Annotated in this window: 10 protein-coding genes; all 10 read right to left on the reverse strand. The window is 58.1% G+C overall.

The annotated features are described in order from the left end of the window. Nucleotides 1-9: 9 nt before the first annotated feature. Nucleotides 10-2,211, reverse strand: coding sequence for a DEAD/DEAH box helicase (locus QTA57_RS15730; protein WP_290152358.1), 2,202 nt, complete (start codon nucleotides 2,209-2,211; stop codon nucleotides 10-12). A gap of 9 nt (nucleotides 2,212-2,220) precedes the next feature. Continuing rightward, entirely contained in the window at nucleotides 2,221-3,531 is a 1,311-nt protein-coding gene (locus QTA57_RS15735) for an ATP-binding protein (protein WP_290152359.1), read from the reverse strand. After that, nucleotides 3,518-6,100, reverse strand: a complete 2,583-nt coding sequence (locus QTA57_RS15740) for a tellurite resistance TerB family protein (RefSeq protein ID WP_290152360.1) — start codon at nucleotides 6,098-6,100, stop codon at nucleotides 3,518-3,520. The genes QTA57_RS15735 and QTA57_RS15740 overlap by 14 nt, the downstream gene beginning before the upstream one ends. 191 nt (nucleotides 6,101-6,291) lie before the next feature. Next, complete coding sequence (locus QTA57_RS18680) at nucleotides 6,292-6,810, reverse strand: integrase arm-type DNA-binding domain-containing protein (RefSeq protein ID WP_407933484.1); 519 nt, start codon at nucleotides 6,808-6,810, stop codon at nucleotides 6,292-6,294. A 587-nt stretch (nucleotides 6,811-7,397) separates the two neighbouring features. Further along, entirely contained in the window at nucleotides 7,398-8,963 is a 1,566-nt protein-coding gene (locus QTA57_RS15750) for an ABC transporter permease (RefSeq protein ID WP_145209762.1), read from the reverse strand. Beyond that, nucleotides 8,963-9,997, reverse strand: a complete 1,035-nt coding sequence (locus QTA57_RS15755) for a quaternary amine ABC transporter ATP-binding protein (protein ID WP_145209765.1) — start codon at nucleotides 9,995-9,997, stop codon at nucleotides 8,963-8,965. Before QTA57_RS15755 ends, QTA57_RS15750 begins: the two co-directional genes overlap by 1 nt. Before the next feature lie 94 nt (nucleotides 9,998-10,091). Continuing rightward, nucleotides 10,092-10,493: a glycine betaine ABC transporter substrate-binding protein gene (locus QTA57_RS15760; RefSeq protein ID WP_290152364.1), complete on the reverse strand. Its 402-nt coding sequence runs from the start codon at nucleotides 10,491-10,493 to the stop codon at nucleotides 10,092-10,094. Then, entirely contained in the window at nucleotides 10,403-11,053 is a 651-nt protein-coding gene (locus QTA57_RS15765; protein ID WP_290152365.1) for a glycine betaine ABC transporter substrate-binding protein, read from the reverse strand. Before QTA57_RS15765 ends, QTA57_RS15760 begins: the two co-directional genes overlap by 91 nt. Continuing rightward, complete coding sequence (gene cuyB, locus QTA57_RS15770; RefSeq protein WP_330696716.1) at nucleotides 11,047-11,847, reverse strand: cysteate racemase; 801 nt, start codon at nucleotides 11,845-11,847, stop codon at nucleotides 11,047-11,049. The genes QTA57_RS15765 and cuyB overlap by 7 nt, the downstream gene beginning before the upstream one ends. A gap of 5 nt (nucleotides 11,848-11,852) precedes the next feature. Beyond that, the gene (cuyA, locus tag QTA57_RS15775; RefSeq protein WP_290152366.1) at nucleotides 11,853-12,875 is read right to left on the reverse strand and encodes a D-cysteate sulfo-lyase; all 1,023 of its coding nucleotides are present in this window, start codon (nucleotides 12,873-12,875) and stop codon (nucleotides 11,853-11,855) included. Nucleotides 12,876-12,946: the final 71 nt, after the last annotated feature.

Genomic DNA, 12,946 nt, shown 5'->3' on the forward strand with positions numbered 1-12,946 from the left:
GTTGCGCGTTCAGCTTGGTTGCAATCCAATCCGGTCGCTCGTGTATTCCTGAAAATCCGCGCACAGCTTTTGCAAGCAACCGGCGTCAACACGTGTCGAAAGAGCATCCAGTTTCAATAGATCGGGCGTCAGGTAGGAGTGATACTTTTCAAAAATCAGGTTCGGCGCATGTGTGAACAGATCGGGCATCTCCGCGCGGGCCATTGCCGACAGCACCTGCCCCAGAGACCGATCAGCGGCGCCTGTCTCAACCAGCAAAAAACCATCGTGCTGAGTTATCTGAAAACCTGATGCGCCCAGTGCCATGGACAGCGTCGTCGTTTTGACCGTGCCGCAGCGCGTTGCCAGAATATATGCGCCTCCACCCAATTCAACGAAAGGTGTGGCCGTGAAGCCCTGTCGGGCGTAGTTGGCGCGAGCCTCGCTAAGTAGCCGCAGGGCCGCTTGATCCATATAGCTCGGCTCTGAATCCCCTTCGAGAAGGTCGAACATTTTCTCGATAACACGATCATGGATCACGCCAGGATCGCCGCCAAATAACGGTGGAACACCAGCCGTTGCGGGCTTCACAAGGATAACCTTCTCCAGATCGTGGATTTCCTGCACGACCCACCTGCGCCCCGAAAAGATCAATAGCATTCCCGGGGTCAGGATATTGTCTATCGACAATGTGCCCAGTTCCTTGCCATCGGCGACAAGGCGGAACTCCTCGGGCGTCTTGAATACGGCATAGAAGCTGTAATGTTCGACAATTCGCTCGCCGACCGCCCCGAGTAACAGCAAGCCGTCAGAGGATTGTTCGATCAACTCAGCTTCTGGCCGCCCCATTGCCCGAAGAACGTCCAGAAACAGCCCAGTGTCCACCTGCCGGAACGGCCCCTCCTGACACAGGACGCGATACAGCCTGTTTGCCTGCGCACCGCCGCGTTCTGCAATAACCGATAGGATTTGATGCGCCAGCGTGGACAGATGCAATGCCTCTGGCCTTGGCGGCTCACACCAGCCCTCCAGCAGCAGTTCGATCATGGCAATCGCGCGGATCAGGCCGAGACGGAGTTGATCGACAAAGCTGCTTTCGCTCTCCAATCTGGCCTCAACCGCGTATTGACGCAGGATCGCAGGCTGGCCTTCGCGACGCCCGGAACGTCCCAGCCGTTGACGCAGGGCCGCAACGCTGAACGGAGCGCCTACCTGGGCCACACAGGCCACGTCACCAATGTCGATGCCCAGTTCCAGCGTCGAGGTGCACACGGCAGTTGTCGGTAGGTTCGCATCTTTCAGGCGTTTTTCGACGAAATCCCGGTGTTCCCGTGCGAGACTTGCATGATGGGGATAGAATTCCTGCGGCAGGTGAGCCTTTTCACAGAGGTTGCGTAATCGGTCGGCATAAATCTCGACCCGTTGCCGCGCTCCTGCGAAGACCAAATTGTCACTACCACGTAGGTGTTTGAACAGGTGCGCGGACACCGCATCAGTCGCAGACGGCGCGTTTTGATCCTCGCCACCTGAAACGTAGCCGCGCAATTGCAAAAGTAGTTCGACCTCTCCACCTTTGGCCTCGATCAGCTTCACAGCCTCTGCATTGTCAGATCGCAAGTAGGCGCTCGCCATATTCATGTCGCCGAGCGTAGCCGACAGCCCGACACGCCGGATAGGACGCTTCACGGCTATCTCCAGTCGCGTCAGCAAGGAGCGCATCTGAACCCCGCGCTCGCTGTCCAGAACACTGTGCAACTCGTCAATCACAATCGCCCGCGTGGCCCCAAACAGGCGCGGGATTTCCAGGCCCCGCCGCACGAACAGGGCCTCAAGGGATTCCGGCGTGATCAACAGGATGCCCTTGGGCGCTTTCATAGCCCGTGTTTTCACACTACCCGACACGTCTCCATGCCAAGGGTAGACAGGTAAATTTGCCTCTCGGCAGATGTCTTCGAGCCGCATCGCTTGATCTGTGATCAAGGCTTTGAGCGGCCCGACATAAACCAAATCGAACCCGCTGCGCTCCGCCGGATCATCCAGAACCTGCGAGATCAAAGGCAGGAAGGCGGCCTCAGTCTTGCCGCCAGCGGTCGAGGCGGAAACAATCAAGTCGGCATTGCCATCCATGACAACATGAACCGCATCCGCCTGTATCTGGCGCAATTCCCGCCAGCCTTTGGAGCGCACCCATTTCTGAACCGGACGCGCCAACTTGTCGAAGGCAGAACTCATGGCACCGGATCAGAGCTTGAAGCTGACCAGATCGTCGTCGCCCTGGGCTGGCTGCGACCCGGTTGCATCGTCAATATCGCTCATATCGTCGCCCTGATCGTCAGCTACGTCCAAATCATCAATCAGGTCCGACCATTCCACACCGGGGTTTTGCTCAAGCACAGCAAGCAGGTTGACGAAGGCTGTCACGGTGTTGCGCGGAGTGCGGAAATACGCTTCGCCAATCCGTTCAGAACAATGGGTCATGAAGGCTTCGAGCGCGGTATCGGGCAGGGCCGTGTCTTCCCCTTGCATCACCCGGCGCACATTGGTCAGCAGAACGAACAGATCTTCGGGGGTTAGGCTGGCCAGCCGGATCACAGGACCGGAAAGATCCACAAGTCCCTCTCTGGCAAAGGTATTTTCTGCCAATCGCGATTGCAGTGCCTCATAACTGTAGAGCCCCCGGCGCGTGTTCATCAGAAACTCGGGCGTTCCGCCCATCAGGAAGCCCAGATTCTCGGCGCTGCCTTGCAGCACATCGTTCAAGATGCGCAGGATTTGCTCGTAGTTGGCATTGCGGGCCTGCGATGAGGTGAGCTTGTAGAGGTTCACCATCTCATCCATGCCCACAAGCAGCCCTTTATACCCCGCCTCGACCACAAAGGCGGACATCAGCTTGAGATGGTCATAAACGCTGGCGTCATTGATGATCGTCCGGACCCCAAGCGCCTTACGTGCATCGGTGCGGGTGGCAAACTCACCACGCAGCCAGCGTAGGGCCGAGGATTTCAACTCCTCATCCCCGTTTTCATGGCCCTCCCAATAGCGGCGGATAACCTCGGCAAACTCGAACCCGCCGGTCAATTCCTCGAAATGGGCCAGCTTCTCACGGATCACATTGCCGGTGGGCAGATCGCGGGCCTCAGCCTCCCGATGGGCGGTGGAGACGAAGCGTTCCACAACACTGGCCAATGCCCCGCCATCAGGTTTGGTTCGGGTCGAAAGGTTCCGCGCCATTTCGGCGTACAGCCTCCGGGCCTGCCCGCCAGTGGCGTGAATGCGGCGATCCGGGGCCAGGTCGGCGAACATCACGACCAGCCCCTTTTCCAGCGCGACCAGGCGGATCAGGTTCATAAAGAATGTCTTGCCCGAGCCATACTCTCCAATGATGAACCGGATCGCAGACCCACCATCAGCAAGGCGATCCATGTCCTTGACCAGTTCCTCGATCTCGCGCACCCGTCCGACCTGAATATGGCGCAGCCCCAGCTTGGGCACGACACCCGCGCGCAGGGCCTGAACGATTGCATCGCGTTCACGGGGTTTAAGCCTCGACATGGGGCATCTCCTCTTCGAATTTCTTTTTCAATTGCGCGGCCAGGTCGGGCGAAACGTCGTAGCCATCGTATTCATCCAGCAGGGCCTCATCATAGGTTTCATAGGCCCATTCATTGATGTCTTCGATGGCACCCGAGGCAAGAAGCCCCGCAGCGCGGCACAAGTCCTCGAACGCGTCTTCCGTCCAATGATCCTGTGCGATCAGGGCTTTCACCAGATGTGAGTGCTTGGCATCCAAACCACCTAGAACCGTTTCATCTGGCTCGGCGTCCTCGGGCACGTCCAGCGTATCGTCGAAGATGTCCCCCAATACCGAAGAGACACGCGCAGTGTCGGATTGAATGGCCGCGATCCGAGCAGCATCCAACTTCGGAGGCCCGGACGGGGCTTCATCAGGAATGGCCTCTCCCGCAGCACCGGGTTCAGCAGCGCGAACACGCACCGGTCCGTCACTGGCATCCCCGGTATGAAGGTCGGAATACACCAAAGCCGGGTCCAGCCCCAACGCCTTGTAAATTTTCTCAATCCCCGCAACCTCCTCGGATTGGATCACACCATCCGCATGGGCTGCTGCGACCAACGCCGACCTGACCCGCGCCATCGCCTCTGGCCCGGTGTCCTTGAGCTTGCGCCGGAGCAAACTCATGTCCGGTGCAACTGCCAGCATCCATTCCACATTCGCAGCAAGTCGACGGCATTCCTGCCCACTCAACCCTTCCACGTCCGTAGCCTTGGCCAATAGCGACTTCCTTTCGCTCTCGGTGATCTGTCCGTCCGCATGGGCTACAAACGATCCTAGCGCAGCCTCGATCAGCGCAGCGCGGTATCGGTCGGAGACGTCTTCCAACTGCGCGACCGCTTCACCCAACTCAAACAACACCACAGGTTCATCCAGCTTGGGTGAGCGCAGGGCGAAACGGGGGTCAGGCGCAAAGCCATAGCCGATCCGAGCCAGCGCATCCGCCGCGCCGGTCAGGATACGTTTGCTCAATTTCTCTGGCCGCGCTCCTTCAAGGCGTTCAACAACGTCCAGAACGGGGATCAAACCACCGCTGCCAACACGATCCGAAGCCCAAGCCTTGAGTTTCTCCAGTTCAGCGCTTGGAAACAACTCCCACAACTCCTGAGGCAACAGCGCCTGCGCTTCCACGCTCCCTCGCCCGTCTGGGTTCCGACCCAGATAGCGGCTAAGTTTGTCGAGATCGTCCATCACCTCATCTGCGATTTCCTGTGCGATCTCTACGGGTTTTCTTAGGCCGGAAATGTCAGGCACTTTTGCCCCATTTACCGTCGGCTCTAGCTGACCTTGGAATTCGCTTGATGCGGCCTGATAAGTGGGCTTGAGCATCTTGCGTGGCTTGTTCACCTTCAAACCATCAGGAAAACGTTCGTCGAAGCGCAGCCTGAACAGAGCGCGAAACTCTTCAACACAGCGTGTTGCCGGGGTGCGCAGGCGGCGCTCAGGATGGCACATCAACCAACTGAGAACCCAATCCGCCGAGAGCAAGTCACCGCGCCCCACACGCGCCCCGATGGCGATCTTGAGCGACAGCGGCAGGTCCCAGCCGCGATAGTCAAAAACCGGCTCATGAACGGCCTCATCATTCAACGAGATTTGCGCAAGCTGAATGAATTCCCCCAGATACCGCTGCACCGATCCGTTATCCGGGTAAAGGTCCTTCAGACGCCGGACTTCCTGCAATATCTCCCGCTTCTCAGCCTCAGCAGGGTGATCCAGGACGAAACGACGCTCCAGCCCATAGAAATAGAGAAACATGTAGCCCGGATCATATAATGGATCCAAACGTCCACTTGCCAACCAATCCAGATATGTCGCCCGACATTGCGATGGGATTTCCGAATAGCCAGGCCAATAGGGCATGTAGTTGCCCACCTTATCGGTGCCATTGCGGGCGACAGACAGAGAGGGATCAATATAGGCCCGGCACTTGTCCCGATATCCATAGTCATTCAGGCGTGGCGGTGTGCCGACATAGACCATGCCGCCAATCTCTCGCCCGCCGACACTAACGTTTTCAGATGACGGAACCCATCGGGTTCGGTGAGTGGCTTTGCGTGTCGCCGTTCTCGCGCGTTCTTTCCTGTCGGCGATCTGCGACAGTTCCGCTGACGACGCTCTACCCGCCTTTACAATGGCGGCATAGTCCTGTTTGGGCGGCTGATACTTTGGCCTAGTTTCATTCGCTGAATTTTGCAGGCTACGAGAAGAACCGGACAGGATGGCATCCCGATTGCGTTCCCTCAATGCTTGTTCGCGTATCAGGGTCAGCTCGTTTGGGCTTTGTCGATCAAGGCGTTCCACTTTCCTTTGTGACTTCGGTGATCTGCGAGCCAGTTCGGCATCCGTTTGAGAAACATCATCTCCTGCTTGTGCCAGCATATTTGCTCTTCTTTTCTCACCCCACCAAACCAAGGCTATTGGTGTTCCGAATAAGAACAGCATCTGTGCACCTTCGGACCAGCCTTGGAGAAAGGTTGTCACTGCAATCATGCTAAGCACCAAATACAAAACGAGAAAGAAAACTATTCTGAATAACTTGATAATCATCGAGTCCCGACACGGCCCTTTTCGATGACCCTAAGACGCATGAGATGGTTTGCAACAGCCATCGCTTGAGCTGTTGAGTATTTCCCCTCGAAAACCCTTCGTTGCGCCCTAAAGATTCTCCTCCAAAACCCGGACCAATTTCTTGCGTATTGCAGGGCTGTTACATGAGCATTCCCAAACGCTCTCGAGATTCATGGCGGCAAGCAACAAGTTGTCAGCGTGGAACTTACAGCAACGTCTCTGCCGAGTTCCGATCGAACAGCCCCGCTAGCATCGCGCGACAACATCAGGTCCGAGGCGTGGCCGGTTTGTGCTCGCACTTTATGGGTCGGCACCCCGGCCTTGATGCCGCTGGTAGAGAGGCCAGCACGGAGGCTGTGCGCACGTTCGGACAGCCAACCGTCCGCCGCTTGACCGAGTGTCATGAGCTTGGCCCGGTCTTGCCCGAGTTGGACGTTACGGTCCTTGCAATCGGCCATTTCAACCAGCGCCTTCTCGGCGAGCTTTCGGGCATCATTGAGCGTTAAGGTGTCAGCCCAACCAATCGTGACGCACCGGGTTCTCCCCTTCACGCGGCTTTCCGCAAAGTAAGATTTCGATCTCGTGCCAACCCTCACACCAAACCCTCGCAGCGCACCATCTGTGATCATGGACTGCCCGGCTCTTGCGAAAGACAGGTCTCCGACGAATTGCGCTGTCAGCTTCGGCATCTCATCCCCAATTTAGTAGGCATTTAGTAGGCAGATATTGAGTAGGTACCGACGAATATGGAGAGGAAAGAAACAATACAAGAGATTGATTTTCTATTTATTTACAATAGCATGTGAGGTATTTTGAAAGCATGTGAGCTAATGGGAAAAATGGCAATTAGTAACTGTTAATCAATTGGTCGTAGGTTCGATCTCTACTGCCCGAGCCAATTTTCTCATTGTATCACATTGAAAGCCTTAGAAACAAAGGCTTGCTGTGGCCCTAAGGACTAAAGTCTACAGCTGACGCATCTCGACTGCCCTCAGACACTCCCACCCGTCCTCGAACGTGCCATTTTCTTGCTGCCGCCCTCTACTCGAATTCATACTCTCCGATGTGTTGTCTACGCTTGTGTCAGGCATCAACTACACATCGTCAGATGCACTTGGCCGCTTATGCGCATCTCCAACTCAGGTGCCTTAGAATTCGCCCCACATTAGCAGGCAAAGAAACGATCTCACCGGCATCTATACGACAAGGTGAGATCGTTAATTCCCATACACGCCTCGGGGTTATGTCAGCTCAAACCCCACAACAGAAAAACCGATCAATGCTCGTCTTTCAGGTCGCGGCGGCGGAACGCGCCTTGGACGATCCGGTCGATGACCATGGCGACGAAGAGGATGGCGAGACCGCCCAGGATACCGGGGCCTTTGGCGGCGAATTGCAGCGCCTCCAGGATTTCCTGGCCCAAACCGCCCCCGCCGATGAGCGAGATGATCACCACCATCGATAGGCACATCAGGATCGTCTGATTGACCCCGGTCATGATCGACGGTCGGGCCAGCGGCAGCTCCACATCGCGCAGGATTTGCCAGTTCGACGCGCCGAAGGCGCTGGCCGCCTCCTTGATGCTTTCGGGCACGCCCCGCATCCCCAAAGCTGTCAGGCGGATCACCGGCGGCATGCCAAAGATGATCGTGGCCAGAATACCCGGCGGGTTGCCGGTTCCGAAAAACGCGATGATCGGGATCAGATACACAAACGCTGGCAGGGTTTGCATCAAATCCAAGACCGGCTCGGCAATCCGATAGGCGCGTTTGGATTTGCCGAACCAGATGCCAAGCGGGATGCCCATCAGCACGCAGAGGAACACCGCCGACCCGACCAGTGCCACGGTCTCCATCGAGACCTCCCAATAGCCGAGAAACGCGATATAGGCGAGCGCTGCGGCGGTGAAAATCGCCACACGCGGGCCCGCCGCACGCCAAGCGACGACACAGATCACCGTCATCACCACCGGCCAAGGCGTGCCGATCAGCGCCACCGAAATGGTGTCTAGGATTTGCCGAATGCCGAGGACGATGCCGTCAAAGGCCCCGGCCCCATTGCGGGCCGCCGCGTCAATGACATCCTCCAGCCACCTAGCCGTATCGGAATAGTGATCGGGATTGGCCGGGAAAGAGGTCAGGAACTCGGTGACATCTTCCACCGTGAAGCGATAGACTGTGAGCGGCGCAATGGCCAATGCTAGCGCGATCCCCAAGATCAGGTTGGTTGTGTTGACTCCCGATGGCACAAGATCGGGGTCGATCCGCCAGCGTTCATATTGTTTTTCCAAGGCAATATTGGCCCAGACGCCCTGGATCACCCGAATGGCGACCAAAAGGACCAACCCGGTGATCAGGATTTGAACGGAATCCGCCGCCATCGCATCGGCGGCTTCGCGGCTGCGTTCGGCGGCGCGCAACAAGTTGTTGCCAAGCGTCTCAAACCGGCTGCCATCCTCACCCGCGGCGACAGCATCCGCCGCGCGTTGCAGGAAGTCCTGCGCGCGTGCTTCTTGGGTGGCGGCGCGGGCCAGATCGTCGGCCCCCAACTCGCCCCATGTACCGCGCCCGATCTGAACCCAGGCGATAATCTCAAGGATCAAGAACCCCCAGAACCCGCCCCAAATGCCACGGGCCGCAGACCAAATTGGCCCGAGCAATGCGGCGGCCCAGTTAAACGTCAGCGGGATGCCCCGCGTGGTGTTGTGGATCTTGCGGAAGGCGCTTGCGTAATACTCGTGGTTCGTGACGGCAAACTCGGCCACCGAGGCGTTGAACGCCGCGTGATCCATCTCGATATCGGCGACGTTTTCGGCGCGCGGTGTGGTGGATGTATCGGTCATTACTTGCCCCCCTGGATGCCACGCAGCAGCGTCGCCTTGCTCACAACGCCCGCATCTTGGCCATCAACGGTCACCACAATCGGCCCGTCGGTGCCGACCGAGATATCAATCAATGCGTCGAGATCGCTTTCGTGATCGGCGCGCGGCGCACCGTTCAGCGACGCTGGATCGATGCCGTTCATCGGCTCCATGATCGTATGGGCCCGCACCAGTTTGAGGCGCGAGATGCCCTGGACGAACTCACGGACATAATCATCAGCGGGCTGGGTCACGATCTCTTCCGGCGTGCCGATTTGCACGATCACGCCGTCTTTCATGATCGCGATCCGGTGGCCGATACGGATCGCCTCATCCAGATCGTGGGTGATGAACAGCGTTGTCTTGTCGAGGTCTTCGACAAGCGATTTGAACTGATCCTGCAATTGCAGGCGAATAAGCGGGTCGAGCGCCGAAAACGGCTCGTCCATCAGCAGAATTTCGGGGTCGGAGGCCAAGGCGCGGGCAATTCCAACGCGTTGCTGCATCCCGCCGGAAAGCTCACGTGGGAGCCGGTCTTCATAGCCGTCCAGGTTCACCAGGCCGAGCGTGTGATCAGACACGGCCCAGCGGCGCGACTTCGGCACGCCGCGAATTTCCAACGGATAGGCCACGTTTTCCCGCACCGAGCGGTGCGGCATCAGCGCCATATGCTGAAACACCATGCCAATATGCTTGGCGCGCATCATGCGCAGCTCTTTGGCATCCATTTTGCCCACATCTTCGCCCAGCACTTTGATCGTCCCGGCTGACGGCTCGATGAGCCGGTTCACATGGCGCACAAGCGTGGATTTGCCAGAGCCCGACAGGCCCATGATGCAGAAAATCTCACCGCGCGAGACCGAGAATGTCGCCTCGCGCACGCCAATCACCGTGCCGAATTCGTCAAGGGCCTCGGGCTTGTTCAAGCCCCGAGATCGCGCGGCCTCAATCGTCTCGGTGGCGCGTTTTCCGAAGACTTTCCAGACATCGGTCAGTTCAACAACCGCTTCATTCATCGTATTTGTCCCCCGAGGACGCGTGGCATGGGATAGAAACGTCAAGAGGGGCCGCGCCAACATTGCGGCACGGCCCCGAAACGTCGCGCGACGCTTAGTTGGTCAACCACCCAAGGACGATATCCTCGTTGTCGGCAATCCACTGGGCTGCAAAATCCGCCGGCTCAACATCGTTGATCGACAGTTCCAGACCCATGGTCGAGAGCACCTCTGCGGGCATCTCATAGGCATCGAACAGGGCCGCCACTTCGGGATAGTTCTCCTGCACATTGGCTGCGTAATGCAGGTGCAATGTGGCGCCGTTCCAGGCCGTTGAAGCCATGGAGTTTTCCAACCAGGCCGGGTCATCGGTCGGCTGGATCACGTTCCAGGTCGCCGGATCATGCGCGGGCTCTTCGAGATAGGTCAGATCATAGGCCACGAAGATGAAATGCGGATCATAGCAAAAGCCGATCCACGGCTCTTCGGCCTCGATTGCGGTGCCCAGCGCCCCCACGCCACGGTGCCGTCATACTCTTCCAGATCAAGCACTTCATCATAGCCATAGGACCGCGCGCGGATGCGCTCGATGACGGTGGAGGCCCAACCCGGCGCGCCGATCCAGACCTGCGGACGACCGTCGCCATCGGTGTCGAAGATCGCCATTTTCTCGGGGTCGGTCAGATCTTCGATCGTGGTGATGTCATATTGCTCGGCAATATAGGTTGGCACACACATGCCCTGGTTGGCCTGCACCGGGTTCTCATTCATCACCACCGTGCCGTTTTCGACGACGAAGGTGTCATGCAGGTTCTGCTGGTTTGGCATCCACACTTCGGGATGCACATGCATAGAGCCAGAATCCATTGCCTCGAAGATGATCGGGTTGGTGCCGTTTTGCAGCTCAACCTCAAGGCCGAAATTCGTCTCGATCACCTGTTCCAGGATATTGGCGGTGGCGCTGGCCGAGGGCCAGTTTGGCACGCCGATCACCAGGTCTTGCGCCGAAGCTGCGGTGAAGCTGGCAAGGCCGATGGCCGTACCCGCAAGGGTTGCGCGAACAGTTTTGTTCAGCATTTGGAGAGTTCCTTTCCCTGTTGGTCGGTTTTTTTGTTACCCCGTGCCGCGCCCGACCGGTTCGCAGCATCAGGGAGTGTGGTTGAGGCCAGGTTATGGCCCCGGGAATTCGTCGCGAACGCCACCAATTCCAGCACGAGTATGTCCAGTGTGTCAAAGCCCTTCGTTCCAGCCGCAAGCGCCGACGAGATTAACGAGAACTCGGTGCAGGCAATCATCTGCACGACCGCGCATTGATCCCGCAGATCCATCGAGGCAGCTCTGAGGGCCGCGCGTGTCGCATCACTGGGCCCGTTCGATTTGATCGACCGGATCGCAGACAGCAGTGGGGCTTCGTCAGCGGGATAGAGCGCGGTCAGGCCTTCTGTTGCCAAAGCCGCATCAAACAAGGCCACCTTTCGTCCGGCGGGCGACGCCAAAACGCCGACTTTGCCGCCCGCCCCCGCCAGACGCCGCGCATGAGCCGCCGACAGTGCAATCATATCGAGAAACGGGATAGAGACCGACGCTTGAATTGCGGCGGCATAGTGATGTGCCGTGTTGCACGGCATCGCCAATGCCTCGGCTCCGGCGCGTTCCAAATCCTGCGCCATCCGCACCAAGACCGGCGCCGGGTCTTCGCCCGAGCCATCGATCAGGTGTTTGATCCGCGACGGCACTTGCGGGTTCTGATCTACCAGAAGCGGCACATGGCCGGCATCGTCGGCAGCCGGCACAGCGTCCAACACCTTCTGCATCAACAGAAGCGTCGCCTCCGGCCCCATGCCGCCCAGTATGCCAACTTGGCGCATCATATATCTTATTCAGCCGCCATCCGATTTTCGCCCTGAATCAACACGCTATCATATCCAAACAGACCCACAGAGCCGCCCGTATGCAAGAAAATCACGCGCTCGCCCTTCTTAAAATGCCCTTTGCGGCAGTAATCGATCAGACCCGCGGCGCCTTTGCCGGAATAGACCGGGTCCAGAAGGATGCCCTCCAACTCCGCAAACATCCGGATCGCCTCAATTGTGTCTGCGCGCGGGAGGCCATAACCGGGACCAACATAATTCGTGTCGGCTCGCACGTCTTCGCGGGCAACCACGCCAGGACAGCCTAGCTTCGCAGCCGTCTTCACCGCCAGATCATAAACCATCTGTTCTTGCTTTTCCTGCGGTGCCCGGGTGCCGAAACCCAAAAGCGGGATGCCGGCGTTCAACGCCTTCAGACCAACGATCAACCCGGCTTGGGTCCCTGACGACCCGGTCGCATGGACCAGATGATCCACGATCAACCGACGTTCATTCACCTGGTTCAACAATTCCAGCGCGCAGTTCGCATAGCCAAGCGCCCCCGTGGCATTCGAGCCGCCGCCTGGTATCGTATAGACTGTCTTGCCGTCGGCACGCGCCTGTTCGGCGGCCTGCTCCATCTCGCCCGGCATATCGTGGCCGCCCGGGAATTTGGCAGTTGTTGCCCCGTGCAGATGATCCAACAGGACATTACCGTTTTCGTTGTAATTGTGATCCTCGTACCCCGTGCGATCTTCCAGCAAGACATGACACCTCATGCCGAGTTTCGACGCCGCCGCTGCAGTCTGGCGCGCATGGTTCGATTGGGTCGCGCCTTGGGTCATCACCATATCGGCGCCCATCGCTTCGGCCTCGGCCATCAGGAATTCCAGCTTGCGAGTCTTGTTCCCACCGCTCGACAGCCCGGTGCAATCATCGCGCTTTATCCAAATCTCGGGTCCGCCAAGCTCCTTGGACAAGCGGTCCAGGCGTTCCAATGGGGTCGGTAGATGAGCAAGCGAGACACGAGGAAAACGAGCGAGATGCATGGCAGCTTTCTGATTATGGGTTTTGCGTAGATTGAAGTGTTGCACCCGAAAATCCCTGATGCAAATGCGAA

The organism is Fontisubflavum oceani (assembly GCF_030407165.1).
GTDB lineage: Bacteria > Pseudomonadota > Alphaproteobacteria > Rhodobacterales > Rhodobacteraceae > Rhodophyticola > Rhodophyticola oceani.

Excerpts from the sequence above, each read along its gene's own strand:
- QTA57_RS15730 (WP_290152358.1), bottom strand. The coding sequence starts at position 2,211 with ATGAGTTCTGCCTTCGACAAGTTGGCGCGTCCGGTTCAGAAATGGGTG.
- QTA57_RS15735 (WP_290152359.1), bottom strand. The coding sequence starts at position 3,531 with ATGTCGAGGCTTAAACCCCGTGAACGCGATGCAATCGTTCAGGCCCTG.
- QTA57_RS15740 (WP_290152360.1), bottom strand. The coding sequence starts at position 6,100 with ATGATTATCAAGTTATTCAGAATAGTTTTCTTTCTCGTTTTGTATTTG.
- QTA57_RS18680 (WP_407933484.1), bottom strand. The coding sequence starts at position 6,810 with ATGCCGAAGCTGACAGCGCAATTCGTCGGAGACCTGTCTTTCGCAAGA.
- QTA57_RS15750 (WP_145209762.1), bottom strand. The coding sequence starts at position 8,963 with ATGACCGATACATCCACCACACCGCGCGCCGAAAACGTCGCCGATATC.
- QTA57_RS15755 (WP_145209765.1), bottom strand. The coding sequence starts at position 9,997 with ATGAATGAAGCGGTTGTTGAACTGACCGATGTCTGGAAAGTCTTCGGA.
- QTA57_RS15765 (WP_290152365.1), bottom strand. The coding sequence starts at position 11,053 with ATGCTGAACAAAACTGTTCGCGCAACCCTTGCGGGTACGGCCATCGGC.
- cuyB (WP_330696716.1), bottom strand. The coding sequence starts at position 11,847 with ATGATGCGCCAAGTTGGCATACTGGGCGGCATGGGGCCGGAGGCGACG.
- cuyA (WP_290152366.1), bottom strand. The coding sequence starts at position 12,875 with ATGCATCTCGCTCGTTTTCCTCGTGTCTCGCTTGCTCATCTACCGACC.